General features: G+C 35.0%; 29 protein-coding genes and 1 pseudogene. 8 read left to right on the top strand and 22 right to left on the bottom strand.

The window, feature by feature from the left end:
- Window positions 1-3 precede the first annotated feature (3 nt).
- Together ureB and ureA are read right to left on the bottom strand one after the other, a co-directional pair.
- Window positions 4-1,713, bottom strand: a complete 1,710-nt coding sequence (gene ureB / locus HH_RS02050) for an urease subunit beta (RefSeq protein ID WP_011115250.1) — start codon at window positions 1,711-1,713, stop codon at window positions 4-6.
- Window positions 1,714-1,734: 21 nt separating this feature from the next.
- Window positions 1,735-2,412: an urease subunit alpha gene (gene ureA, locus HH_RS02045; RefSeq protein ID WP_011115249.1), complete on the bottom strand. Its 678-nt coding sequence runs from the start codon at window positions 2,410-2,412 to the stop codon at window positions 1,735-1,737.
- Window positions 2,413-2,637: 225 nt separating this feature from the next.
- Here ureA and HH_RS02040 point away from each other — a divergent pair, with 225 nt between their 5' ends.
- From HH_RS02040 to HH_RS09490, 7 genes are all read left to right on the top strand, one after another.
- A complete protein-coding gene (locus HH_RS02040) occupies window positions 2,638-3,312 on the top strand; it encodes a toxin-antitoxin system YwqK family antitoxin (RefSeq protein ID WP_050720594.1) in 675 nt (224 codons plus the stop codon).
- 38 nt (window positions 3,313-3,350) lie between these two features.
- Window positions 3,351-3,710 (top strand): hypothetical protein, encoded by a 360-nt coding sequence (locus HH_RS02035; RefSeq protein WP_011115246.1) that lies wholly within the window; start codon window positions 3,351-3,353, stop codon window positions 3,708-3,710.
- Window positions 3,711-3,771: 61 nt separating this feature from the next.
- Window positions 3,772-4,653, top strand: a complete 882-nt coding sequence (locus HH_RS09710; RefSeq protein ID WP_011115245.1) for a hypothetical protein — start codon at window positions 3,772-3,774, stop codon at window positions 4,651-4,653.
- Window positions 4,650-4,805 (top strand): hypothetical protein, encoded by a 156-nt coding sequence (locus HH_RS09500; RefSeq protein WP_011115244.1) that lies wholly within the window; start codon window positions 4,650-4,652, stop codon window positions 4,803-4,805. Before HH_RS09710 ends, HH_RS09500 begins: the two co-directional genes overlap by 4 nt.
- Before the next feature lie 131 nt (window positions 4,806-4,936).
- Window positions 4,937-5,101 (top strand): hypothetical protein, encoded by a 165-nt coding sequence (locus HH_RS09495; protein WP_158295425.1) that lies wholly within the window; start codon window positions 4,937-4,939, stop codon window positions 5,099-5,101.
- On the top strand, window positions 5,088-5,603 hold the full coding sequence (locus HH_RS02025) for a hypothetical protein (protein WP_011115243.1): 516 nt from the start codon (window positions 5,088-5,090) through the stop codon (window positions 5,601-5,603). Before HH_RS09495 ends, HH_RS02025 begins: the two co-directional genes overlap by 14 nt.
- Window positions 5,590-5,736 (top strand): hypothetical protein, encoded by a 147-nt coding sequence (locus HH_RS09490; RefSeq protein WP_158295424.1) that lies wholly within the window; start codon window positions 5,590-5,592, stop codon window positions 5,734-5,736. The genes HH_RS02025 and HH_RS09490 overlap by 14 nt, the downstream gene beginning before the upstream one ends.
- Here HH_RS09490 and HH_RS02020 read toward each other — a convergent pair.
- The 5 genes and pseudogenes from HH_RS02020 to HH_RS02000 form a co-directional block, all read right to left on the bottom strand.
- Window positions 5,718-6,233 carry a hypothetical protein gene (locus HH_RS02020; RefSeq protein ID WP_011115242.1) on the bottom strand — a complete coding sequence of 172 codons (516 nt, stop codon included), beginning with the start codon at window positions 6,231-6,233 and terminating at the stop codon, window positions 5,718-5,720. The genes HH_RS09490 and HH_RS02020 overlap by 19 nt on opposite strands.
- 47 nt (window positions 6,234-6,280) lie before the next feature.
- On the bottom strand, window positions 6,281-7,738 hold the full coding sequence (gene prpD / locus HH_RS02015) for a 2-methylcitrate dehydratase (RefSeq protein WP_011115241.1): 1,458 nt from the start codon (window positions 7,736-7,738) through the stop codon (window positions 6,281-6,283).
- A 33-nt stretch (window positions 7,739-7,771) separates the two neighbouring features.
- Window positions 7,772-8,920 carry a bifunctional 2-methylcitrate synthase/citrate synthase gene (prpC, locus tag HH_RS02010; protein ID WP_011115240.1) on the bottom strand — a complete coding sequence of 383 codons (1,149 nt, stop codon included), beginning with the start codon at window positions 8,918-8,920 and terminating at the stop codon, window positions 7,772-7,774.
- Window positions 8,921-8,930: 10 nt separating this feature from the next.
- The gene (gene prpB / locus HH_RS02005; RefSeq protein ID WP_011115239.1) at window positions 8,931-9,806 is read right to left on the bottom strand and encodes a methylisocitrate lyase; all 876 of its coding nucleotides are present in this window, start codon (window positions 9,804-9,806) and stop codon (window positions 8,931-8,933) included.
- Window positions 9,760-11,711: pseudogene (locus tag HH_RS02000) on the bottom strand (propionyl-CoA synthetase). The gene prpB and the pseudogene HH_RS02000 overlap by 47 nt, the downstream one beginning before the upstream one ends.
- A 178-nt stretch (window positions 11,712-11,889) precedes the next feature.
- Here HH_RS02000 and HH_RS01995 point away from each other — a divergent pair.
- Window positions 11,890-12,837 (top strand): hypothetical protein, encoded by a 948-nt coding sequence (locus HH_RS01995; RefSeq protein ID WP_011115237.1) that lies wholly within the window; start codon window positions 11,890-11,892, stop codon window positions 12,835-12,837.
- Here HH_RS01995 and HH_RS01990 read toward each other — a convergent pair.
- The 15 genes from HH_RS01990 to HH_RS01915 form a co-directional block, all read right to left on the bottom strand.
- Window positions 12,819-13,181, bottom strand: coding sequence for a hypothetical protein (locus HH_RS01990; RefSeq protein WP_011115236.1), 363 nt, complete (start codon window positions 13,179-13,181; stop codon window positions 12,819-12,821). The two genes, HH_RS01995 and HH_RS01990, sit on opposite strands and share 19 nt — an antisense overlap.
- Entirely contained in the window at window positions 13,156-13,668 is a 513-nt protein-coding gene (locus HH_RS01985) for a hypothetical protein (RefSeq protein WP_050720593.1), read from the bottom strand. Before HH_RS01985 ends, HH_RS01990 begins: the two co-directional genes overlap by 26 nt.
- Window positions 13,661-14,140 carry a hypothetical protein gene (locus HH_RS01980; protein WP_011115234.1) on the bottom strand — a complete coding sequence of 160 codons (480 nt, stop codon included), beginning with the start codon at window positions 14,138-14,140 and terminating at the stop codon, window positions 13,661-13,663. Before HH_RS01980 ends, HH_RS01985 begins: the two co-directional genes overlap by 8 nt.
- Entirely contained in the window at window positions 14,133-14,714 is a 582-nt protein-coding gene (locus HH_RS09155) for a hypothetical protein (RefSeq protein ID WP_011115233.1), read from the bottom strand. The genes HH_RS01980 and HH_RS09155 overlap by 8 nt, the downstream gene beginning before the upstream one ends.
- On the bottom strand, window positions 14,695-15,240 hold the full coding sequence (locus tag HH_RS01970; protein WP_011115232.1) for a hypothetical protein: 546 nt from the start codon (window positions 15,238-15,240) through the stop codon (window positions 14,695-14,697). The genes HH_RS09155 and HH_RS01970 overlap by 20 nt, the downstream gene beginning before the upstream one ends.
- Before the next feature lie 367 nt (window positions 15,241-15,607).
- Complete coding sequence (locus HH_RS01960) at window positions 15,608-15,988, bottom strand: hypothetical protein (protein ID WP_011115230.1); 381 nt, start codon at window positions 15,986-15,988, stop codon at window positions 15,608-15,610.
- On the bottom strand, window positions 15,978-16,541 hold the full coding sequence (locus HH_RS01955) for a hypothetical protein (RefSeq protein WP_011115229.1): 564 nt from the start codon (window positions 16,539-16,541) through the stop codon (window positions 15,978-15,980). The genes HH_RS01960 and HH_RS01955 overlap by 11 nt, the downstream gene beginning before the upstream one ends.
- Complete coding sequence (locus HH_RS01950) at window positions 16,541-17,188, bottom strand: alpha/beta fold hydrolase (RefSeq protein WP_011115228.1); 648 nt, start codon at window positions 17,186-17,188, stop codon at window positions 16,541-16,543. The genes HH_RS01955 and HH_RS01950 overlap by 1 nt, the downstream gene beginning before the upstream one ends.
- Window positions 17,178-17,720 carry a hypothetical protein gene (locus HH_RS01945; RefSeq protein WP_011115227.1) on the bottom strand — a complete coding sequence of 181 codons (543 nt, stop codon included), beginning with the start codon at window positions 17,718-17,720 and terminating at the stop codon, window positions 17,178-17,180. Before HH_RS01945 ends, HH_RS01950 begins: the two co-directional genes overlap by 11 nt.
- Complete coding sequence (locus HH_RS01940) at window positions 17,720-18,247, bottom strand: hypothetical protein (protein ID WP_011115226.1); 528 nt, start codon at window positions 18,245-18,247, stop codon at window positions 17,720-17,722. Before HH_RS01940 ends, HH_RS01945 begins: the two co-directional genes overlap by 1 nt.
- Before the next feature lie 172 nt (window positions 18,248-18,419).
- On the bottom strand, window positions 18,420-19,793 hold the full coding sequence (locus tag HH_RS01935) for a hypothetical protein (protein WP_011115225.1): 1,374 nt from the start codon (window positions 19,791-19,793) through the stop codon (window positions 18,420-18,422).
- Between the two features lie 26 nt (window positions 19,794-19,819).
- The gene (locus tag HH_RS01930; RefSeq protein ID WP_011115224.1) at window positions 19,820-20,827 is read right to left on the bottom strand and encodes a hypothetical protein; all 1,008 of its coding nucleotides are present in this window, start codon (window positions 20,825-20,827) and stop codon (window positions 19,820-19,822) included.
- A 10-nt stretch (window positions 20,828-20,837) separates the two neighbouring features.
- Window positions 20,838-21,596 carry a hypothetical protein gene (locus HH_RS01925; protein ID WP_011115223.1) on the bottom strand — a complete coding sequence of 253 codons (759 nt, stop codon included), beginning with the start codon at window positions 21,594-21,596 and terminating at the stop codon, window positions 20,838-20,840.
- Between the two features lie 16 nt (window positions 21,597-21,612).
- Window positions 21,613-22,650 carry a UDP-glucose 4-epimerase GalE gene (galE, locus tag HH_RS01920; protein ID WP_011115222.1) on the bottom strand — a complete coding sequence of 346 codons (1,038 nt, stop codon included), beginning with the start codon at window positions 22,648-22,650 and terminating at the stop codon, window positions 21,613-21,615.
- Between the two features lie 51 nt (window positions 22,651-22,701).
- Window positions 22,702-24,276, bottom strand: a complete 1,575-nt coding sequence (locus tag HH_RS01915; protein ID WP_011115221.1) for an anaerobic C4-dicarboxylate transporter — start codon at window positions 24,274-24,276, stop codon at window positions 22,702-22,704.
- Between the last annotated feature and the right edge of the window lie 42 nt (window positions 24,277-24,318).

The raw sequence follows: 24,318 nt of genomic DNA, 5'->3' as shown, positions 1-24,318 counted from the left end.
TCCTTAAAATAAACAATAAAGTTGCCCTAAAGATACCTTTTCAACAGGCTTAGAAGTAATTTTTGTATTATTTACTCTTACTTCATAAGTTTCTGGATTCACTTCAATGGGTGTGATGACATCATTAAATTTCATATCTTTTTTTGTAATATTGCGACAATTTTTTACAGGCAAAAGTATTCTTTCAAGCCCAAGTTCCTCTTTGATATGACAATCATAGGCAATTTTTGAGACAAAAGTGATCGCACAATTATACTTTGCTTTGCCATAGCTGCCAAACATTGGGGCATATACGACAGGTTCAGGAGTAGGAATAGAAGCATTAGAATCCCCTATTTTTGCTGCTACAATCATTCCATTTTTGAGTATCATCTCTGGCTTTATGCCAAACATACTTGGTTTCCAAAGAACTAAATCAGCAAATTTACCCACTTCAACAGAACCTACATATTCTGAAATCCCGTGAGCAATAGCTGGATTGATAGTGTATTTTGAAATATATCTTTTGATTCTAAAGTTATCATTTTCGCCGCATTCTTCTTTTAAGGCTCCAAATTCATTTTTGCATTTATCGGCAGTTTGCCAAGTCCTTGTGATGACTTCACCCACTCTCCCCATAGCTTGAGAATCTGAGCTTGTGATTGAGAAAATCCCCATATCGTGAAGCGTATCTTCTGCGGCGATGGTTTCTGGGCGGATTCTGCTATCAGCAAAAGCCACATCTTCTTTAATTTTTTTATCTAAGTGATGACATACCATAAGCATATCCAAATGCTCATCAGCTGTATTTTTTGTAAATGGAATGGTGGGATTTGTAGAAGCAGGGAGAATATTTGGTTCTCCTGCAGCTTTAATAATATCTGGAGCGTGTCCTCCACCAGCACCTTCTGTATGGAATGTATGGATAGTTCTGCCATCAATTGCTTTCATTGTGTCTTCAACACAGCCTGCTTCATTGAGTGTATCTGTGTGAATAGCTACTTGCACATCATATTTTTGGGCAACATTGAGAGCGTGGTTAATTGCAGCAGGAGTAGAACCCCAATCTTCGTGAACCTTTAATCCCAATGCTCCAGCTTTAATTTGCTCTTCTAATCCTTCTTCATTAGAGCTATTGCCTTTGCCAAAAAATCCTAGATTCATAGCATAGCTTTCAGCAGCACGCAACATTTGGTGCATATTCCATTTTCCGGGTGTGCAGGTAGTAGCGTTTGTGCCTGCTGCAGGTCCTGTGCCTCCACCAATCATCGTTGTTACACCGCTATAAAGTGCAGTTGGGATTTGTGTAGGAGAGATAAAGTGAATATGTGTATCAATTCCACCCGCTGTAATAATTTGTCCTTCTCCTGCTATAACTTCTGTTGCAGCACCTACAACCATTGCCTCATTTACACTATCTTGCGTGTCTGGATTTCCCGCTTTACCAATGCCTACGATTTTTCCACCCTTAATGCCAATATCAGCTTTGTAAATCCCTGTATAATCAATAATCATTGCATTTGTGATGACTGCATCAAGCTCATTTGTATAAGTGCTTGCGCTTTGTGCCATACCATCGCGGATAGTTTTTCCTCCGCCAAATTTAATCTCTTCACCATAAAGGGTATAATCTTTTTCAATTTCTGCAAATAAGTTTGTATCGCCTAAGCGCACTTTATCACCTGTGGTTGGTCCATACATAGAGGCATATTGTTTTCTTGAAATCTTAATCATTTTCTCTCCTTGAATATAAATTTAGTGTATAAAATGTTTTTGTGCTGCATTTGCAAGGCATTGCTCTTTATTTTCTTTATTTATATGCGCATTCGTTAAGTCATTAAATCCAATAATTTTTTGTTTGCCTCCAAAATCAATAAGATTCACATTTTTTTCTTCACCCGGCTCAAAACGCACTGATGTGCCAGAGGCAATATCTAAACGTTTACCAAATGCTTGGGCTCTATCAAATTCCAAAAGTGCATTGACTTCAAAAAAATGAAAATGTGAACCTACTTGTATAGGTCTATCGCCCTTATGAGTAACTTTAATACTTATAGATTCTTTATTGGCATTGAGCGTAATGTCTTCATCTTTGAGAATATACTCTCCGGGAGTAAGTTTGCCATTATCTTCAATAGGATTATGAATCGTAACAAGCTTTGTTCCATCGGGGAAACTCACTTCTACCTGCACTTCATTAACCATACTTGCTACACCCTCCATTACTTCATCGGCTTTGAGAATCTCTCTGCCTTGTTGCATAAGCTCTGCTACACTTTTGTTACCCTCGCGCGCAAGCTCCATAATCTCCATACTAATAAGGGCTATAGATTCAACATAATTAAGTTTAATACCTCGTTCTTTGCGACTTTTGGCTAGTGCCCCAGCATAATGCAACATTAATTTGTCTAATTCTTTAGGCGTTAATCTCATACTCTCTCCTTAAATATTTTATAATTTTAAAGTCTCTTAAGAGGCGCGAGGATTGTAAAAGCTTATGATAAATACTTATTAAATAGTGTGTTTATAACAATAATTAAATGCAAAAGTTTAAGTTCCATTAAACTTAAATTACCAAAAGAAATAAGTAAAATCATTTGTTTATTGGCTATAATTTTAAGAATATTTTTGAGGCTGTATATATGTGAGGAGAAAGTAATGTTAAAAAAAATAGTAAATGTTGCTATGGTGTTATCAGTATGTTTGTCAATAGGGTATGCAAAGCCTTTAAAGGAATGCAAGAGTGAGAGGGATAGGCTTAATGGTTGTGTTGAGCAAAGGTATTATGACGATGATAGACGAAAGCTTCAAGTTGAAACTCCATATAAAAATGGTAAAATAAATGGTGTTAAGAAAGTCTATTATGAATCCGGGCAGCTTAGCAGAGAAACTCTATTTGAAAATGGTAAAGCAAATGGTATTATGAAAGAGTATTATGAATCCGGGCAGCTTAGCAGAGAAACTCTATTTGAAAATGGTAAAACAAATGGTGTTGTGAAATCCTATTATAAATCTGGACAGCTTGAAGAAGAAGTTACATACGAAAACGATAAAGTAAATGGCGTTAGGAAAGAGTATTATGAATCTGGGAAGCTTAAATATGAAGCTCCACAAAAAAATAATAGATTAAATGGTGTTGTGAAATCCTATTATAAATCTGGACAGCTTGAATATGAAAGTCCATTCGAAAACGATAAAGCAAATGGCGTTAGGAAAGAGTATTATGAATCTGGGAAGCTTAAAAAAGAAATTCTATACGAATATGATAGGACCATCACTAGGAAAGAATATGATGAATCTGGGAAGCTTATCAAATCTCAACAAAATAAATAAGCACTTTGTGTAATGAGAGATTGTAAAAGGAGTGCGCAATGACATTTTATTATCAATGTGAGTGTGGGGAGAGGATAAATAAGCTCACCGGAGAATTTGCAAATTCTAAGGAAGAGATTTTAGATAACGCTTTGTATGATATAGGTAAGAATCTCACGCAATGTCCAAAATGTGGCACAAAATATGAAGTAAAAATGATGCCTAGAAAAATCTTAAATATTGCTATATTTGTATGGTTTGTTGTGGCAGCTGTTTTAAAATTCACCTTAGGGATTGAAATTTACTTTATGATCGGAATGATATTTGTTGGAATTATTGTAGGATTTGTCTTTCATTTATTTTTTAGCCGTCTTGAAAAATATGAGCATAACACCAAAGGAAGTGCAAATGAAACTTAAAGATATAATTGAATCTCAATTTCTACACCGACTTCTTAGATAAAAGAGGGAAAGTGGCATAATGCAAACCAAATTCAATGGCAACTACATTAAAAGGATAAGCTATTATGTAGGAATAATAGCCTTTGTTGCTTATTTAATTATCGCACTTGTAATGTGGATAATGGATATAAATAAAGAAGTGGATAATATTGTAAATAATGCCAAAGCTGAACTTGCCCCATTGATACAATGGTATGAAAAAGATTCGGCTAGGGAGTTAGAACGATATAGAAATATCACATACGAGGAATTAAATAAAATTGATGTAGATTCACTGATTGAACAAACATTGCAAGATATAAAAACAATTATAAGCAATATAGAAATTCTTACAAATTTTACTTTGTCTTATGGAGACGAGAATGGAGCAAAAGAGTTTTCTTATGCTGGAGCTAGAACAATAGGAGCAAAACTACAGATTATTTTATTTTTATTGGATAGGGAAAGAACATTTAATCCCGATAATACTTACTATATTTTAAACAATAAACATCGCACTCAAAGCTTTTTAGATTTTCAACATTTCTTAGAATTGCAGATAAAAAATAATTTCTTAGATTCTAACAAGCGAGAAAAGGCTTCTCTCAATAGAATAATAGCTTATTATAACCCGATTCATATATATTATTTTTCACTAGCAATATTCCTTATTTCAACGGATATAGAGGAAAATACTTGTGATATTGATGAAACCATTATACGCAATGTATTTTCACAATACGAGTTTTTGAAGAAAAATACAAGTCTCCTTTTGGATATTTTTGATAAAAAAGATCCAGAACCTTTATCTTTAGAACAAAAACTATCCATTAAAAATGAACTTAATAATTTTATGGAATCAGTAAATAAAAAGGAGGCAACTATCGCCACTATCCAATCCAACCTCAAGGAATGTCAATGAGTGAGAACATACAAGTAACACTAAAATCTGAAAATGAAATCAATAAACAAGAGGTAGAAACACTAAAAGATGTCCTTACGCAAGCAGATATAACAGATAATGCAGTAATAATGCTTAAAGAAATGGAAAAAGAACAAGATGAAGCAAGATAGATTGGAGGACATAAATGCAAAGATTTCTATAATGGTATAACAAAAGCACAAGAAATAAAATTATTCTCTTTAGTGTTATCTTTATCCTTGCTTTGGGCTATTCGTTCTTGCATAGACCTTTGGGGTTGATAATGTGGTATCATCTTAACTTTATAGAAGAAAAAGAACAAGTAGAAACGACAAGAATTTATATGGACAATAAAGAGAAATTTTTAGAATATTACAAACAATATGATATTACAAACAAGCTTTCTAAAAGACAAAAAAAGTTTTTTAGATATATTGATAATTTTTGAAATTGATTTACTTGCAAGTTCTTTTGTGGGACTAAGTGAATGGTATTTGCAAGCTTTTTTATCAAAAAGCAGAATCTACGTTGAATATTTTAATATTTATATAGGCTATCAGGAATATTACGAAAGCACCTATGCGCCAGAAAATATTAATATGTTTATGGAATTTTTGGATAAAAATCAAAAAATATCTTTTTTTATTAACAAATTGGCACTCAAAAATGAAGAATTTGAAAGATATATAGTTCAACAGAGTATGATTCAACTGTTATTTGTATTTCCTGCTATATATTTTCTTTCACAAGAGCAAGTCTGTGCTTTGCCTGATAAAGAAAAAATATCAAATGTTTTAATGCAATTTTTTGATTTATATCAAAAATTACAAGGCGAAAATAAAACATATAAAATAGGAAAAGAGAGACAGGGCGATACTTTTGATAAGAATTTGAAAGGTTTACTTAATTTACACAACATAATCAAGGATAAACTCAATGAATGCCAATGAAAACAATGACATTAACGCTATCCAAAACCAAGAAGTTTATGAGGGTATAAGAGAAGCTATGCTTCAAGAGGGGGTTATACCTAGAGAAATTACAAAAGAGATGAGAAATTATGTTTATTTTTTAAATAAATAGCTACCAAACCAAAATACTCTGCATTCTTTAGCTTTTTCACTAAAGCAAGCGTATTTTTCTTTTGCAATACAATCATCAAAATATAATTCTCGTGCGTTTTTCAAGGTAAGACTAAAGCCAATATCCTTACGTCTTTTGATAATCTCACTGCCTTTTTCATAAATAAAGCCCAAATGAATATAGTTTTGCTCCTCATTGCTATAAAAACTTTTTACAAAATCCAAACATAAATAATGTGCTATTTGACTATCTCCAAAAAGTTTTTTAGCCTTGTGAGAAGAACAATCGGGCATTATAGATATATCTTGGTGCGTGGGGATACCGCCTTTATCTTTGTAAGCACCTAGAGTAAAGATAATCTCCCCTCTCAAATAATTGAAGCAACTTCTTACATTATCTTTTTGTGTAAAATCATACACACTTCTAATCCAAAACCAACGAAAATGATTAAACATATGTTCTTTATGCTCTATGTTTAAAATAATCATTTTTTCCATTTACACATTCCTTTTATAGAATCTGTATTTCTTGGCAATGCACCCCTTTAAGAGAGTGCAAATAAATCGCTAAACTCGTTAAACGGGGTAGATTCTAAAGTTTTTTGGTCGCTGCAAAGCTTTTCAATCAATGCACATTTTTTAGAGCTAAGCTTGAGGGCAATATTGCGTTTAAATTTATCTACAAGCACAGGAATTCCCTCATCTCTACGGCGTTTATGCCCGATAGGATACTCTACTTCTACTTTTTGACTTTTGCTACCATCTTTGTAGAAAATCTGCACTGCATTAGCGATGCTACGCTTATCAGATTCTAAATATTCGCGTGTATAGCGGTCATCAACTTCTACACTCATCTTATCTCGTAATGAGTCAATGCGTGGGTCAGAGGCTACACTATCTTCATAATCCTCTGCGGTCAATCGCCCAAACACAAGCGGAACAGCCACCATATATTGAATACAATGGTCTCTATCAGCTGGATTAGCCAAAGGTCCTACTTTATTGATGATTCTATGTCCGGATTCTTGTGTAGTAATCACTATGCGTTCAATTTCATCAAGGCGATTTTTCACTTCGTTATGAAGCTTAATTGCGCATTCTACCGCAGTTTGTGCGTGAAATTCCGCAGGGAAGCTAATTTTAAAAAGCACATTTTCCATTACATAGCTACCAAATTCTTGTGGAATAGTGAGCTTTTGCCCTTTCATTTTCACATCTTCAAATCCCCAAAATGATGCACTCAATGCACTTGGATATCCCATTTCGCCACTGAGTGCTTTTAAGGCGAGATTCACGCCTCTTGAGCTTGCATCACCTGCCGCCCAACTTTTACGACTGCCTGTATTTGGAGCGTGGCGATAAGTTCTTAAAGCTCCACCATCAATAAAAGCGTGGCTTATGGCATTACGCACTTCCTCAAAATTACCTCCAAGCATAGCACAAGCTACCGCAGTAGATGCGATTCTCACAAGTAGCACGTGGTCTAGTCCTACTTTATTAAAACAATTTTCTAAGGCTAAGATTCCTTGAATCTCGTGTGCCTTAATCATTGCACTTAGGACATCTTTTACCCTTAATGGTTCTTTGCCTTGTGCGATATTTTTACGACTAAGATAATCAGCCACTGCCCAAATTGCTCCCAAATTATCGCTTGGATGTCCCCATTCTGCGGCAAGCCAAGTATCGTTAAAATCAAGCCACCGCACCATTGCCCCAACATTAAATGCTGCTCTTTCTGGCTCTAACTGATAGCTTGTGCCCGGAATCTTTGCCCCTAGCGGACGAAATTCTGCACCCTCTACCACAGGTCCTAAAAGCTTCGTGCAAGCAGGAAAATTCAGTGCTAAAAGCCCACAACCTATGGTATCCATAAGGCAATATCTTGCAGTCTCGTATGCAAGAGGTGAGTTAATCTCAAACTCTAACGCATAGCGAGCAATTTTACTTAATAGCTCATCAAACTCCGGTCGTTGTGTCTCTAAAATACCCATATCTACACTCATTGTGTTCTCCTTTAATTTAGATTAAAAATGTGCCTAGCGATTATGCAATGGCACAAATGCCTTTTTATCTGGTCCAATATATTCTGAACTTGGACGAATAAGTTTATTATTTGCCCTTTGCTCAAAAATATGTGCCAACCACCCAGCTGTGCGAGAAAAAATAAAAATCGGTGTGAAATATGGTGTTGGAATCCCCATAAAATGATAAGCAGACGCGCTATAAAAATCAAGATTAGGAAAAAGCTTTTTTTGTTCCCACATTACCTTTTCTATTGCTTCACTAATAGGATAAAGTCCCTTTGTATCACCCACATCTTCGCTTAATTTCTTGCTCCATTCTTTTATTACTACATTGCGCGGGTCAGCTTTGACATACACGCGATGCCCAAAGCCCATAATTTTATCTTTTCTTGCAAGTTTATCTAAAATGCCTTTTTCTGCCTCCTGTGGAGTTTTATATTCGGCGATAAGCTCCATTGCCGCTTCATTTGCCCCTCCGTGTAAAGGACCTCTAAGCGCACCAATTGCCCCCGTGACTCCTGAATACACATCTGACATAGTTGCTGTAATCACGCGCGCGGTAAAAGTGCTTGCATTAAATTCGTGTTCTGCATAGAGAATCAAACTTGCGTGCATTGCTTTTATCCATAGCTCTTTTGGTGGTTTTTGATGAAGAAGTTCCAAAAAATGTCCAGCAATAGAATCTTGGTTAGATTGAGTGCTGATTTCTTTGCCATTATGATGGTAATGATGCCAAAAAGTGAGGGCTGAAGGAAAAATCCCTAAAAGTCTTATGGCAATTTGATTCTGCATAGGAAAAGACATTTTTACAATGTCATAAGTTTCAGGCTCAAGACAGCCTAACATAGAACAAGTTGTGCGCATAATATCCATTGGGTGAGCGTTTTTTGGCAAGAGTTTTAATGTATCCTTAAGTGCTTTGGGCAAATCTCTTGCGGCTATAAGCTCTTTTTTAAATGCCGCTAGTTCATTTGCATTTGGTAGTTTTTCTTTTAAAAGCAAATAAGCTACTTCTTCAAATTCACATTCACGTGCCAAATCATAAATATCATATCCTCTATAATTAAGTCCGTGCCCTGTGCCAACAGTGCAGATAGCTGATTGTCCTGCAGTAATGCCTGCAAGTCCGCCTACTTTTGTATTTTTGATTGTTTCTCCCATAAGTTTCTCCTTATTTTTTATGTTTAAAAAGCTCATCAAGCTTCTTCTCAAAAGTATGATAACCGAGCATTTCATAAAGTTCATCACGAGTTTGCATAGAATCTATACTTTGCTTTTGTGAGCCATTTTTAATAATATCTTGGAAAACTGTAAGTGCTGCTTTATTCATCGCTCGTGCTGCTGAAAGTGGGTAAAGCACCATTTTTACACCAACATTTTGAAGTTCAGAGGTCGTAAAATAAGGGGTTTTTCCAAATTCTGTAATATTTGCTAAAACAGGCACTTTGATGTTTTGTGTGAATTGTTTATATTCTTCAAGTGTATGTATGGCTTCGGCAAAAATCATATCTGCTCCAGCCTCTACATAAGCTAATGCTCTCTCAATCGCACGATTCTGTCCTTCACTTGCGTGTGCATCTGTGCGTGCCATCAATACAAAGTTTTCATCAATTTTTGCATCTACTCCGGCTTTGATTCTATCGCACATTTCCTCTAGGCTTACAAGTTCTTTATTAGGGCGGTGTCCGCAACGTTTTTGCGCCACTTGGTCTTCAATATGACAACCTGCTGCACCGCTACGTGTTAAATCTTTGATAGTGCGTGCAATGTTAAATGCCCCACCCCAGCCTGTATCTGCATCAACAAGTAAAGGTAAATCGCTTGCTGCAGTGATTCTACGCACATCAATACACACATCTTCCAATGAGCTAATGCCCAAATCCGGCACTCCCAAACTCATAGCAGCCAATGCACCACCACTAAGATAGAGGGCTTTTGCTCCACTTTTTTGTGCTTGTATAGCACTATATGCGTTAATTACACCGATAATTTGCAAAGGATTATTTTGCGCTACGGCTTCTCTTAATTTTATTCCTTGTGATTTCATTTTTTACTCCTTTGTTTTGATTGGATAGCCAAGCGTGGCAAGTGTTTTTTCTATCTCTGGCATAACGCTTGAATCTTCAATAGTTGAGGGCATCTTCCATTCATTGCCATCAGCAATATCACGCATTGTGCCACGCAAGATTTTACCACTTCGTGTTTTAGGAAGTCTTGCCACAACAGCTACAATATGCAATGACGCTACTGCACCAATTTCCTCTCGCACGAGTTGAACAACACCCTCGCATAAACTTTGTGTATCACGTTCAAGTCCGTCTTTAAGCACAACAAAGGCTAATGGAATCTCCCCTTTGAGTTCATTATTAACACCTATAACTGCACATTCAGCAATATCTGGATGTTTTGAAATGGCTTCTTCCATACCACCCGTGGAGAGACGATGCCCTGCAACATTGATTACTCCGTCCATTCGTCCCATTACAAACACATAGCCGTCTTTGTCAATATACCCGCTATCACCTGTAAGATAATAGCCCGGATAGTGATTGAGGTAAGAACGTTTATATCGTGCATCATCACCCCAAATACCGCAAAGACACGCAGGAGGTAATGGAAGCTTGATAACAAGATTCCCTAATTTTCCCCTCTTACATTCCTTACCCTCTTCATCAAGCACCTTAAGATTGAATCCGGGCATAGGCTTAGTAGGAGAACCTGCTTTGATAGGAAGTGGTTCTAAACCTAAAGGATTAGCTGCTATTGCCCAGCCGGTTTCTGTCTGCCACCAATGGTCAATCACAGGTTTTTTGGTAATTTTTTCAATCCATTTGAGCGTATCTGTATCGCAACGTTCTCCAGCAACAAACACTGCTTTAAGCGAAGAGAGATCATATTTTTTAAGCCATTCGCCTTTGGGATCTTCTTTTTTAATAGCCCTAAATGCAGTAGGTGCAGAGAATAGAATATTAACCTTATATTCTTGGACAACACGCCAAAATGCACCAGGATTAGGGGTTTTGACAGGTTTTCCTTCATAAAGGATTGTTGTGCAACCATTCATTAGCGGTGCATATACAATATAGCTATGTCCAACTACCCAGCCTACATCACTTGCAGCCCAAAATACATCGCCTGGTTTGGCATTATAAATATTATCCATTGACCATTTCATAGCCACAGAATGTCCTCCATTGCCACGAATAACACCTTTTGGCTTACCTGTTGTGCCTGAAGTATAAAGCACATATAAAGGGTCAGTTGCATCAAGCGGAACACATTCTACGCCTTCAGTTTTCTCTTCTTCACTCTCCCAATCTACATCACGCCAAGGGAGCATATTTGCTCTCTCTTGTGGGCGTTGCCAAATAAGACAAGTGGTGGGTTTATGATTTGAAGATTTAATAGCCTCATCAAGAATAGGTTTATATTTGACTACTCGGCTAATTTCTATGCCACACGAAGCGCTTATAATCACTCGTGGTTTAGCATCTTCAATACGCGAAGCAAGCTCGTGTGAAGCAAATCCGCCAAATACAACACTATGAATAGCACCAATCCTTGCACACGCAAGCATAGCAATAACAGCCTCTGGAATCATAGGCATATAAATAAGCACTCTATCGCCCTTAACTACACCTTTATTCACAAGTATTCCAGCAGTTTTGGCTACGCGTTTGCGCAATTCTTTATAAGTATAAGATTTTTTTGTATCAGTTACAGGCGAATCATAATAGAGTGCTACTTGCTCTCCTCTGCCATTTTCTATGTGCAAGTCAAGAGCATTGTAGCAAGTATTCATACAACCTCCAACAAACCAACGATAATGGTCATTGACAACATCAAGCACCTTATCCCATTCGTGATACCAATGCACTTTTTTAGCAGCTTCTGCCCAAAAAATTTCTGGATTCTCAATGGATTGTTGATAAATTTCTTGATATGTGGGCATTTTTTCTCCTTTACAAGTAGATAATTGCTTAAAGTTCTATTCTAGCTTGATTGATGAGATTTGCTTTGAACAATTTTTGTTTTTTAAACACAAGATTTGAGCATAAATGCTATAATTGAACAAAAATTGTGCAGTTTATGCCTAAAACAAAGAATATCAGAACATAAAGGATTAAAATATGGCATTTGGGGCATTAGAAAAATTGATTATCATCTATCAACAATCAGGATTAAGCGTGTCAAAATTTGCCCAAATCATTGGAAAAGATAGACGCACACTTACTTCGTGGATTGATAAAAGTGTGCAAAAGCAACCCTCTGTTGAGGTGCTTAAATCAGTGAGCACCTTTTTTCGCTACCCCGAAAGTATTTGGGAGCAGTGCGATGAACAGGAGTTTTACGCTTTGCTTAAAAATGTGCCAAAGAGTGAGGTAAAAATCATTGATAAAGGCTATGAGGGCGGTTTAGAGTATATTTTAGATAAGGAATCTAAGCGCCGATTTGTCATTCACCCTCGTTTTCCCTCACCCGCATATCGTGATAAAATTGTTACCTTTCCCTACAAATTTGGACAAACCCCACACGCAATTAATTTGCGTAAAATGCGCTATGAATTAATGCTTGAGCACGGATTTGAAAGTATAGAATGGTATAGTATAGAATCTTTGTTACGCTTCGCATTTTCACCTATTGGCAATATCTATACTATTGGACAGAGGCTTGAGGTATTAGATTTAATGCTTGAAAGTCTTGAGGATAATTACAATAAAAGCCTTTATCTTTTTGATTCATACAGCACAAAGATGTTTGGCGTAGATACAACCTATATTTCTATTAACCCGCACGATAATTTAATGTTTTTCAAAATGCCCATAGATTCTCTGATTGTAGAAATTAGCAATAAAACGCTTGTGCATAGAATCCATAAACATTTCACTTCTCCCTCCAATGCTCCAAAGCATATCCCCAAAGATGATGCTCCGCAGATTCTAAAAATGTGCGCTGAATGTATTGCTCAAAAAAAAGATATAATGGCATTTTGTGCGCTTATAAATGAAAAAACTTCTTATGCTCCACTTTTTATGAGCAGTATCTCAACGGAATTTCATCATCTGTTTGGCAAATAGTTTGATTTTTCAAAAAGTGAGGCACTAAAACCCGAATCTGTGTTGGGGCAATGCTCTAGTAAATCATATTTTTTAAAGAAGTTTTGAGATTGGAGAGGGGAGAAGTCGCCATCAAGTTTGCCGATAGACTCTTCTTTACCCCACCTATCTAATCCAATCACTTTGCAATTTTTATATTCTACATTTAATATATCTTGGTAGGTTATTGTTGGATTTTCTTTCCTTTCAATTTTTTCCAAAATATCTTTATCGAAATTACCATTCACTAAATGAAAATATCCATAACTAGCCCACGCTAACTCTGCCATATCCTGAAGTTTATTGATTTGCTGTTTGTTTGTCATTTCTCCTATCCTTGAAAAAATTATTTGGCAAATTATGTATATTATAAATATAACCACAATACAATTCATTATCAAAGTCAAATCTGAAATCCATATTACCCTCGTTGCCTAGTGTTTCTATATGATATGTTTGCCATTTGACATTAATATATACATCTTGAATTTTATCAAAATCTAGCCTAGATATTCCATTGGGATATATGTCTAAACTTAATCTTATCCTCCTTGAATACTGCTTAGTATGTGGAAAGTCATCTCTATCACCTAGCTTCTTATCAAAATAACTTAGAATCTTATTATATTTTTCCTCACTATTAGGGAGTTCGTTTAATTCACACATTTTCTTAAACTCCCAATAACTCGGTTGTAATGCATAGGGAGTGTAATGCAAAGGAATACCTATAAGGTAAATTATCCATAAAACCAATAAGATTAAAATGTGTTTTTTAAACTTAAAGTATTTTTTCATATTTTTTGTTTTATTCATTATAAGGCTTTGGACTTACTTTTGCTTCCTCTGTTTTGTTTGTGCTTAATTCTGTGCCACGAAAGGAGAGGATATATTGAGAATCTTTATCTACTGCTTTTCTTGTATTGGCTTTTTTATCAACTTCTCCTAAATCTTTAAATAAAGTTGCACTAAAACCCGAATCTGTATTGGGACAATGCTCTAGTAAATCATATCTATCAAAGAAGTTTTTTGCTTGAGTGGGGGTGAAGTCGCCTTTGAGTGTGCCTAGCTCTATATCTTGTCCCCAGCGGTTTTTACCCATTGCGATATAGCCATTATAAACAGAATCTAAAATGTCAGTTTGGGTAATGATAGGGGTCGATTCTCTGTCTATATCTTTTAAAATCTTTTTATCAAACCTTTGACCCATTAAATCAAAATATCCATAAGCTGCCATTGCTAGTTCAGCATTGTCTCTAAGTTTTTCTATTTGTCGTTTGTTATTCATTATTAATCTCTTTTTCTATGTCATCGCACCATATTTCGTAATTTTTCACTTTACGCCACTCATAAGAGGTAGAGCTTAAATCGTAACGATAACGCTTTGTATTCCAAGATACAAATATTTTTATATCGGCTATATTGTTTCTATTGATATGCGGCTGTAAGGTATAAAATTCCACAATTATAGCAGTAATGTCTTTAAATTTGGGAGCATTATTTATTACAAACCTATTTTTGTCTATATACTCATATCTATACTTATCATCGGGTAGTGGGTTTCTTGATAATATTTCAAATTTATAAAAGGCATTAGATATTCTTTTAGTTTTATTCAACTCCTCCCAATCTAAACTCTCTAAATCCGTATTAAAATACTTAAGAATCTTATTATACTTTTCTTCATTGTTTGGCAATTCATTTAATTCACACATTTTCCTAAACTCCCAATAACTCGGTTGTAATTCATAAGGAGTGTAATATAAAGGGATTCCTATAAGATAAATAATCCAAAGAATAAATAAGATTTTACATATTTTTAGAATCTTTTTTATTTTTACTCTAGGCTGCTTTTCTGTCATTATTTGTGCCTATGTAATAATCATTGAGTAAATCTTGGATTTGCTCTAGTTTAAATTCTGTGCCACGAATAGCAAAGATATATTCTGAATCTTTAGAGTCTGCTTTTGTGTCTTTAAAAAGCGTAGCAGAGAATCCTGAATGGGTGTTAGGTTGATGATGAAGTAGGTCGTATTTGTTAAGAAAATTCTTAGCTTGAATCTCCCCAAATTCGCCATTGAGTTTATCAAAGTTAAAAACTTCCTTGGCACTATTTTTCATCTCTGTAAAAATATCATCGCCTTGTTGCAGATTTATTAATACTTCTTGTCCTTGATATTTTTTATTTACTATATGTTCTAAAGTAACCTCTATTTCTTTATATCCTCTAGGATATTTTTCATCTTTGATTTTATTGCCATTAGAATCTAATCCATAAATCTTTCTAGGGATACCTTGAGAATCTTTTAGCAAGTCAAAATAAAAGTAGGAGGCTTGGGCTAGTTCAGCGTAGTCTCTTATTTTTTTAATCCGTTGTTTATTGTTCATTTTCTAAATCCTTGCTATTTCGTTTCCTTAAAGTATATTCGCATACCGCTTCCTTCATTGCCCTCAATAAATATTCCATAATTTGTGTATTCGCAGTAATGGTTATTATTTAATATTCGTTCAACAATACAATAATGAAATTTTGGGTTAGCAAAAGTAGTCCTGCAACCACCAACAAAAAATAAAACCAAAAAGAAAGGAATAATAGATTTTAAAAGAAAAGAAAGTATTTTTTGGAATCTTAGAGATTCTGTTTTGTGTCTAATTCTGCTAACAATTTTAATGATTAGCAATATTGCAATAATGCAAAGAAATATTAACCAAATAATACCTAGAATAAAGCCTAAAATAAAAAGCATTGTAAGCATTATGAAACCTTGACCAAAAAAGGATAATGGATATATTCTTTAGATTCTTTATTGTAAAAAAATGTAGCACTAAAGCCACTTGATTCTGTATTGGGGCAGTGTTTGAGTAAATCATAGCGTTCAAAGAAGTTTTGTAGTTGAATCTTGCCAAATTCGCCTTTGAGTTTAAGGGTATCAAAAAATGAGCTGTCTTCTGTTTCATAGCCATAATAAGTGGAATCTAAAATGTCGTGGAGGGTGATAGTCGGATTGCTTTTCCTATCTGTATTTTCAATATCTTGAATGTTAAACTTCTTTCCTATCAAGTCAAAGTATCCATAAGAAGCCCAAGCTAGTTCGGCATTATCTTTCATTTTACTAATTAATATTTTATTTTGCATTATTTGCCTCCTTTGGATTCATATTGTATTCTGATATATCACTACAACCTAATCTTCCCTCACTCCAATAAAATCCACTGCCTTCATTGCCGTCTGGATAAAAACGCTTCGTGTGCCACCTTCCAAGAATTATAGCCAAAGTGATATTGTCTTTTCTCAAAATCTTTTCATTACTATAAAAACTTGCAGTCATTGAATATCTTGAGTTTTTTATTTTGCCTATGAAAAATTTATATTCTATTTTATTTGGGGAGTAAAAATATTGTTGCTCACTCATTGTGTCTACCTTCCCATTCAACTCCTCCCAATCCAAACTCTCTAAATCTGTATCAAAGTAACTTAGAATCTTGTTGTATTTATTTTCATCATTGGGCAGCTCATTTAATTTGCACATATTTCTAAACTGCCAATAACTCGGCTCTAAATAAAAAGAATAAGGAGTGTAGTAAAAGATAGAGAGAAAAAAAAGTATTACTATAATACTTCCTATGTTGTATTTGAAATAAAAAAACAAAACTAGAGGAATAACAACAAAAAGGATTATGGCTAACATTAAGCAAGACTCATAGATTCTAAAGGTGCATTGTAAGTATAAACTTCATTGATACTATGCGGATAGCTTAAAGCAAAGAGTTGAGCGAGATAGCCACCAAGTGAATGTCCTATAACATTAATCCTTGCAATGCCTTTTTCTCGTAGTAAAGGCTTGAGAGTTTCCTCATAAAAGAGAAGCATATCAAAATACTGCTCTATCACTCTATTCATATCACTATTATTTGTGCCTATGTAATAATCATTGAGTAAATCTTGGATTTGCTCTAGTTTAAATTCTGTGCCACGAATAGAGAGGATATATTCTGAATCTTTAGAATCTGCCTTTGTATCTTTAAAGAGAGTGGCGGAGAATCCTGAATCTGTGTTGGGGCAATGCTCTAGTAAATCATAGCGTTCAAAGAATCTTTTTGCTTGGGTTGGGGTGAAGTCGCCATCGAGTTTCTCTGGATTAATGAAAGTTGTATGCTCGGAAGTTACATAGCCTTTGTAGGTGGAATCCAAGATGTCGTGGAGGGTTATGAAGTCATCTTTTCGTGTTTTGCTTTTATGATTAAACTTTTTATCGATTAAATGAAAATATCCATAGGAAGCCATTGCAAGTTCTGCATTGTCTCTTAATTTTTGAATCTGTTGTTTATTTGTCATTTTTGAATCCTTTTGGCGTCATATTCTCTTTTACTATATCACTACAACCTAATCTTCCCTCACTCCAATAAAATCCACTGCCTTCATTGCCGTCTGGATAGTAGCGTTTGGTGCGCCACACGACAGAGAAATACATTGCATTTGTATTATACCTATTGACTTCTGATGCATTACTAAATAAGTCAATTTCCATTTCTATTCGTGAGTTTTTGTGTTTCCAACCTGTTGCTGTTTGATATTCAAAGATGTCTTTTTTATACCAACCATCGGTTTCTTTTTTTTTCCAAGCTCTCTCATTCAACTCCTCCCAATCCAAACTCTCTAAATCTGTATCAAAGTAACTTAGAATCTTATTATACTTTTCCTCGTTATTTGGTAATTCATTTAATTTACACATATTTCTAAACTGCCAATAACTCGGTTGTAATTCGTAAGGCACAAGCCAACCCCAACCAAAGAAATAGATAAAGACGATAAGAGGTGGAATAATGATAAAACTTAAAATTTTAAAAGTTTTTAGAATCTTTTTCATTAAGCTATCTTTTTATAACTATTCGGTTTAGGAATGCAAATAAGTGGAACTCCTTTATCAGAGAATACTCCAGAGCTTACTAAATCTTGCATTATAGGATAATCTTCATTATGTTTTTTTAATCCACGAGAGTGAGGAAGTATGAGTGCTACTTGTGTGCAAGGTCCTCCACTTATAGGAGGATTAGGACAACCTACAATAGAGCTATAGAGTAAATCAGTTTCTAATACCATAGGGATATTCTTATCTTGAATACTTTTGCCTAGATTAGATTTTAATTGCACTACTCCTCCGTGAGAGCATTTAATCTCATTATCTTCTAGTATAGGGTGAAGCATAGCAGTGCTTAAAGGTTTTAATTGTTCTTTGTGTTGTTTTTGTTCTCTTTGCATTGTAGCTTTATCTTGTTTTTCTTTAGATTCTTTGTTTGTGAGTTCTAGTTTAATATTTAAACTAGAATCTAAGAGAGAGTAGTTTAAAAGAGTATTTGAGAGTGTATTTGTGAATTTGGGGTTATTCTTTTGCATAAGTGTCCTTTGATATGATTTATCTATGGTATGTATGCTTTGTATTATATTTATAGTATTTGTATTTCTACTTATATCATTACTCTTTGTATAAACTATCTTTATTTTCTATTTCGTTTTATTGCTCTATCTAATAATATTTTTTATGATATACCTGCTGTATATTACACCTCTATTTAATATGATGCTTTTTAGCATACCATTCTATTTTATCACGTAACTCTTGTGGGAAAGATTCTCTATATATGGCTGGGATAGTGGGATTTAGTTTTTTATCTAGTTTGCCTGCTTCATAGAGTTCATCTAAATACTCTGGGATATAGTAAGTGGGAGCATTGGGATAGCCTTGAGGGGGAGTAACTGCACGAATTTTTGCATAAAGTGTTATCATATCATATTCTAATTCTGTTTGAGCATCACTTCTTGTTGGTGGATATGGTAAATTGAGCGCTGAAGCTTCAGCTCTTCTTTGACTTAAAAAGATAGCTTTTTGCCTAAACTCATCTCTGCTCTCTTTAGTAGAATCTGTATCTCTTGGATCTTTTATTAGCCCTTTAGCAACTAACCCTTTATTTATTGGAAGTCCATCTTGATAAAGTTCCATGATTACATCACCATAGACATCATATTGTGAAAAATCCATTACCCAATCCACTCCCATTATTTCATCTATATATGGGAGCATACCAAATCTATCGGGCTTTATTTTCTTAGCTAGGGCTGTGAGCTGTTGTTGGCGCAAAGGGTTTTTGCGTAATCCTAATAGTTGATAGCCTACGATATTTTCTATATATGCCTCAAAATTAGTTAAATTTAGAAAGTTAGTAGTAGTCGCATCAAGCTGTATTTGCAAGATAAGAGCCTGTATATGTCGTGCTTGAAAGCCCATCTTATCTCTTGAGAGATACTCTGGATTCCCTAGTATCCCTGCAGCTATGCCCCATTCTTGTCTATGTAAGTAGGACTTTAATGTTTCTTTATTCCTATCTACTTGATAAAAAATGTCTTCATATTCTGGATTTATTACCCTACCTCTCTCATCTACACCACCAATAGCATCAAAGGGTATATCTATGACTGCACTTCTTAAGCCACTTCTTATTACTAAGTATTGGTATCGCTCTCTTTTAGTTTGTAAAGATTCATAATAGGCTTTTTCTTGTCTGGTCCAAGGAGCTATAGCCCCTTTTATAGGGTCTTTAAGATATAAATCTCTCCAAGCCTTAAACTCTAAAAGTGTCGATGTCTGTCCTGTTTTAAGGCTTGGGTCTAGGTAGAGGGGTTTATAGTTGGCATATGGAGAGGATTGTAAAATGGCATTTGTCTCATTAAGGAGTTTGGTAGCTCTTAATGAATCTTGTTTTAAGAATTCTTCATCTGTTGTAGGAATCTTTTTAACTTCATCATCAAAAATTGTCTGAATATCAAATCTATAATCTTTCAATATCACATTGCCATTCGAATCCAGCTCTATATCATTGCCAAAAATATCTTTCACTTTCTTAGTTTCTCTTTGTTGTGTGTCCTCTTTGTTAAATAAAAACATTTTCTCTCTTTTTTATAAAATAGAATCTATCCTAACCACAAGCCATCTTCTATGATGATAGTAGTGGCTAGACGACCTATGAGTTTAGGGCGTTTCATTTTTTTGCTACTTTCGCTTGTCCCCACATATAAAGCCCTAATATTATTCTGCCCTATGACATTAAGGCATTCTAAAAGCCTCCTTGCTTTGTTTCTATCTTCTTTTCCATTGCTCGTATTAGTGAAATAGTAATTTTTATACTCTGCTAAGATTTCTAGGGCTTCATTATAGGCATCAATGGCTGATTTTTTATCATCTTCTTCTAAAGCCTTAAACTCCTTATACAAATCACTCTCCTTTGGCACTTGGTATTTGCGTATGTCATTTAAAGAAATATGGCTTATTGTGTTATGTATGATGAGATTTTGTATCATCTCTTGCAAAAGATTTTCTAAAAGGTTGTTAGAATCTTGGCTCAATGCTCTATAATCTCTTGCTATAAAATGATGAGATTGCAAGTCTTTGAGTAAAGAGCCTAAAGTGTCATAGTGATATTGTAAGAATTGGCTTGTCTCATTATAGATTATGCTATGTGTATTATTTTCTGCATTATAGTGATGATAGAGACTAGGCATTGTATGCTTAAAGTCTTTACTTGTAAGTAATGGCACGATATAGAGTAGATTTTCTCTTTGATTTCTTGGAAGTTTAGATTCTAAAAGCATAGTATATGTTTGTGGCACATTAAAGTATTTGAGAGGGAGTGAGAGGATTTCACTAGGGATATTAGAATGAGAGAGAGAATGCAAAGAATCTAGGGCATTAGATTCTAAAATAGAAGCAGAATCTAATGTGTGAGATTGTAAAGAAGTATCAAGACTAGAGGATAGAGATTCTATGCTATGGCTTTTAAAATCTTTATATATTTGCAATCCTAGTATGCTACCTGCACCAAGTAAGCTTAAGTCTCTTAAATCTTTAATAGCTTTGCGTCTTTTAGAATCTATGTGAGCATTTGACAATATGTTTGTGTTTTTAGAGTTATTCTTTTGCATAAGTGTCCTTTTATGAGTTGATTTCTTTATTTAATTTGTCTTGGACAAGCAAATCTTGCAATTTTATCTTTTTTGCCTCAAAGTGCTTTTTAATTTTTTCAATAAACAATATGTCTTGCTCATTACCTTTTGTTTTGAGTGTATGTAGATATTGTATAGGATTATTATAGGATAAAATAGTTTCCTCCTCACCTGCTTGACAATAAATATTATACTTACTTGGATAACCCCAAGTTGTTAATGGGTTTTGCCTCCAATTTGTATAATAAAATACTTCACTTATCTTATAGGCATATATTGTTCCATTTTGAGAATCCACAAGAGAAGATATGAGAGCATAAGTATTGCCAAGTTGTATGGTGAATGATAATTGATAAATATAAGGCTTTAGTAATATAAAATCTTTTTTGATACTTAAATCATCTTTTTTATTTATTTTTTCAACAGCTAATGCTATTTGGCTACTATTACCCTCAACAAAAGTATCAGTTACCATATCGTGAGTGATACTATGCCAAAACGATTTAATACGAACATCTTGCCTTAAGGTCTTTTTTTCTTGCAGGGTATAATAATCTTGTATATATTGCGGTAAAGGGCGAGAATAAACAATGCCTTTTTGGGAAATTTCGCATAATCTCTCATATTCCTTATATTCAGAATCTAAAGCCTTAGGGATAAAGGCACGATAACTTGTAGGATAAGAACAACCTTTTATCATAAAAAATACTATTAAGATTCCAATGATTGCTAAGACATTATATTTCATTCATTGCTTCCCTCCTTTATTTCAATGAACACTCCCATTCATAAGCACTTTTGACAATCACTCTTAAATCATTATATTTTGGTTTCCATTGCGTAAGGGAGAGAATCTTTTCATTTTTGGCACTTAGCTCAATAGGGTCGCCCTCTCTACGAGCAGATTCTATAACTTTAAAATCCATTCCGCTGATTTCTTTGACAACATCAATTACTTCTTTTACACTATATCCTTTGCAATAGCCTACATTAAAAATATTGGAAGTTTGTGTATGCTGTAAAAATGTAAGAGCTTCAAGATGCGCACTTGCTAAATCATCAATATGAATATAATCGCGGATACAAGTGCCGTCCTTTGTGGGATAATCTGTGCCAAAGATACTCATAGATTCTCTTTTGCCACAAGCACACTCACAAGCGACTTTGATAAGATGAGTAGCATTTTTGCTCCTTTGCCCCAAGCCTTTATGGTTTGAGAGAATCTGTGGCGTGTTATCCATACTCGCTCCTGCGACATTAAAATATCGCAATGCTACATAATTAAAGTTTTTGAATGCAAGTGAAGTATCGTATAAGATTCGCTCGCTCATCATTTTTGAGCTTCCATAAGGATTAATAGGTAAAAGTGGGGCATTCTCATCAATAGGGATAAGTGAAGTATGTGGCTCTCCATATACTGCTGCTGTAGAGCTAAAGATAAATTTTGTTATGCCGCATTCTATGCACAAGGCAATAAGATTTGTAGTATTAAGGGTGTTGTTTGTATAGTATTCAAGGGGTTTGAGCACAGATTCTCCAACAATAAGCGAAGCCGCAAAGTGAATCACTGCCTCAAATTTATAGTGCAAGAGCAAAGTGCGCATTTTGGATATATCGTTGATATTGCTTTGCACAAAACTCACTCGCTCCTCAAAGCATTCTTGGAGATAAGCAATGTTTTCTTTAAAGCCTGTGCTTAAATCATCAACGATAAGAATATGATAATTTGTATTTTTCAAAAGACAATAAGCAGTATGAGAACCGATGTAGCCACTTGCACCTGTAAGCAAAAGATAAGGCATATATGCTCCTTAAACTTGATAGAATCCGCATTTAGATTCTATCAAGTTAAGCTAAATATATCCTGCAACCTTTGCAAGCAAATATCCTGCTACACAAGAGCTAAATACCCCAATAAGCCCTGGTAGGATAAAGCTGTGATTAATAACAAATCTGCCAATATGCGTTGTGCCACTTCTATCAAATTGAATCGTTGCCAAATCACTAGGATAAGTAGGCAAAATATAATATCCATAACAAGCTGCCGCAAAAGCTACAATAATACCCGGCTCTACACCAATACCCAAAGCCAAGGGCACAAATGCTGCAATAGCTGCTGCTTGAGAATTAACAAATTTAGAAATCAGCAAGAGCATAATCGCATAAGTCCAAGGGTGAGCTTTGACAATATCACCAAGTGCATCTTTCATCATCGGTGTATGCACTGCAAACATTGTATCTGCCATCCACGAGATTCCAAATACTGCTACGAGCGCAATCATACCAGATTTAAAAATTTCATTATTCCCAATTTTTTTCGCATCAACATTCGTAAAAATAATAATGAGTGCGCCTGCGAGGAGCATAAAAGCTTGAATGACATTTACCATTGAAATATAATCCATAGATGGATTACCAAGCTTGTCTTTTTGTGCAATAGCTACAATTTCTCCAGATTCTAAAGCGGATTTAAATGCACTCTGCCCCCCCCCTTGTGCCTTTTGGTCAAAGCCTAGAGCCTTTAAATCCACTATACCTTTATTCTCACCATTTGGTGTCCATTTGATAGTTGTTTCTTGCAGATGAGCTTCATAAGCCATTTTTTGTCCCCAGTTTGGCTTGATAGATTCAAAAGCTCCTACTAAGGCTACAAGTGCGATTGCACCTAAAAATATCCACATAGCCACCCAATCTTTTGTGGGAAGTTTGACTCCCAAAAGTGTTTTAGAATCCCCATAAACATATTTGTGAAATTCGGGGTCTTTTAACTTTTCTTGAAATTCCAAGTCTTTATCCAAGTCTTTGCCTCTAAACCAAGAAAAAATACCGATGCAAAGCACGCCAAAAAGTGTGCTAGGAATAGTAATTTGAAGCAAATTGATATAGCCATCAAATCCTGCAAGTTTATGCTCTGTATTTAAAAGCAAGGCTGTTAGGCTCACAACTGCCACAGATACAGGAGATGCAATAATCCCCATTTGTGAAGAAATAGAAGCAGCTGCCATAGGTCGTTCAGGGCGGATATTGTTTTTAATTGCAATATCATAAATAATAGGCATAATTGTATAAACTACGTGTCCTGTGCCACAAAGAATCGTCAAAAAGCAAGTTACAAAAGGAGCAAGGATTGTGAGAAATTTCGGATTGCGTCTTAGAATACGCTCTGCAATTTGGAGCATCACATCTAAGCCTCCGCTTGCTTGTAGTGTTGCACTTGCTACAACCACAGCAAGAATGGTAAGCATAACATCAATAGCAGGTTTGCCCGGCTTGATATGAAAGACAAATACGAGCATTAAAATACCAATGCCCCCAAGTAATCCCAAAGCAATACCGCCTTTTCTTGCACCATAAAAAAGGCAAATAAGCACGACAAGGAGCTGAATACTAAATTGCCACCCTTCATTTAAACTTGTAAAAAATTCCATAAGTCCTCCTTGAGTATGAGAAAAATTTGGAGCATTATTTCT

The organism is Helicobacter hepaticus ATCC 51449, from assembly GCF_000007905.1.
Lineage (GTDB): Bacteria > Campylobacterota > Campylobacteria > Campylobacterales > Helicobacteraceae > Helicobacter_C > Helicobacter_C hepaticus.
Note: the sequence above shows the minus strand (reverse complement) of the source record. Positions and strands in the feature narration are given on the sequence as shown.

Bases quoted from the DNA above. Each gene is read 5' to 3' on its own strand.
- HH_RS01980 (WP_011115234.1), bottom strand. From the start codon at position 14,140: ATGAATAACAAACGACAAATAGAAAAACTTAGAGACAATGCTGAACTA.
- HH_RS09495 (WP_158295425.1), top strand. From the start codon at position 4,937: ATGTGGTATCATCTTAACTTTATAGAAGAAAAAGAACAAGTAGAAACG.
- HH_RS01930 (WP_011115224.1), bottom strand. From the start codon at position 20,827: ATGCAAAAGAATAACTCTAAAAACACAAACATATTGTCAAATGCTCAC.
- HH_RS01935 (WP_011115225.1), bottom strand. From the start codon at position 19,793: ATGTTTTTATTTAACAAAGAGGACACACAACAAAGAGAAACTAAGAAA.
- HH_RS01960 (WP_011115230.1), bottom strand. From the start codon at position 15,988: ATGCAAAATAAAATATTAATTAGTAAAATGAAAGATAATGCCGAACTA.
- HH_RS01990 (WP_011115236.1), bottom strand. From the start codon at position 13,181: ATGACAAACAAACAGCAAATCAATAAACTTCAGGATATGGCAGAGTTA.
- HH_RS02020 (WP_011115242.1), bottom strand. From the start codon at position 6,233: ATGGAAAAAATGATTATTTTAAACATAGAGCATAAAGAACATATGTTT.
- HH_RS01940 (WP_011115226.1), bottom strand. From the start codon at position 18,247: ATGCAAAAGAATAACCCCAAATTCACAAATACACTCTCAAATACTCTT.
- HH_RS01945 (WP_011115227.1), bottom strand. From the start codon at position 17,720: ATGAAAAAGATTCTAAAAACTTTTAAAATTTTAAGTTTTATCATTATT.
- ureA (WP_011115249.1), bottom strand. From the start codon at position 2,412: ATGAGATTAACGCCTAAAGAATTAGACAAATTAATGTTGCATTATGCT.
- HH_RS02035 (WP_011115246.1), top strand. From the start codon at position 3,351: ATGACATTTTATTATCAATGTGAGTGTGGGGAGAGGATAAATAAGCTC.
- prpC (WP_011115240.1), bottom strand. From the start codon at position 8,920: ATGGGAGAAACAATCAAAAATACAAAAGTAGGCGGACTTGCAGGCATT.
- HH_RS01995 (WP_011115237.1), top strand. From the start codon at position 11,890: ATGGCATTTGGGGCATTAGAAAAATTGATTATCATCTATCAACAATCA.
- ureB (WP_011115250.1), bottom strand. From the start codon at position 1,713: ATGATTAAGATTTCAAGAAAACAATATGCCTCTATGTATGGACCAACC.
- HH_RS02040 (WP_050720594.1), top strand. From the start codon at position 2,638: ATGTTAAAAAAAATAGTAAATGTTGCTATGGTGTTATCAGTATGTTTG.
- HH_RS09500 (WP_011115244.1), top strand. From the start codon at position 4,650: ATGAGTGAGAACATACAAGTAACACTAAAATCTGAAAATGAAATCAAT.
- HH_RS01950 (WP_011115228.1), bottom strand. From the start codon at position 17,188: ATGACAAATAAACAACAGATTCAAAAATTAAGAGACAATGCAGAACTT.
- HH_RS09490 (WP_158295424.1), top strand. From the start codon at position 5,590: ATGAATGCCAATGAAAACAATGACATTAACGCTATCCAAAACCAAGAA.
- HH_RS01970 (WP_011115232.1), bottom strand. From the start codon at position 15,240: ATGAACAATAAACAACGGATTAAAAAAATAAGAGACTACGCTGAACTA.
- HH_RS09710 (WP_011115245.1), top strand. From the start codon at position 3,772: ATGCAAACCAAATTCAATGGCAACTACATTAAAAGGATAAGCTATTAT.
- prpD (WP_011115241.1), bottom strand. From the start codon at position 7,738: ATGAGTGTAGATATGGGTATTTTAGAGACACAACGACCGGAGTTTGAT.
- HH_RS01925 (WP_011115223.1), bottom strand. From the start codon at position 21,596: ATGAAATATAATGTCTTAGCAATCATTGGAATCTTAATAGTATTTTTT.
- HH_RS09155 (WP_011115233.1), bottom strand. From the start codon at position 14,714: ATGACAGAAAAGCAGCCTAGAGTAAAAATAAAAAAGATTCTAAAAATA.
- HH_RS01985 (WP_050720593.1), bottom strand. From the start codon at position 13,668: ATGAATAAAACAAAAAATATGAAAAAATACTTTAAGTTTAAAAAACAC.
- prpB (WP_011115239.1), bottom strand. From the start codon at position 9,806: ATGAAATCACAAGGAATAAAATTAAGAGAAGCCGTAGCGCAAAATAAT.
- HH_RS01955 (WP_011115229.1), bottom strand. From the start codon at position 16,541: ATGTTAGCCATAATCCTTTTTGTTGTTATTCCTCTAGTTTTGTTTTTT.
- HH_RS01915 (WP_011115221.1), bottom strand. From the start codon at position 24,276: ATGGAATTTTTTACAAGTTTAAATGAAGGGTGGCAATTTAGTATTCAG.
- galE (WP_011115222.1), bottom strand. From the start codon at position 22,650: ATGCCTTATCTTTTGCTTACAGGTGCAAGTGGCTACATCGGTTCTCAT.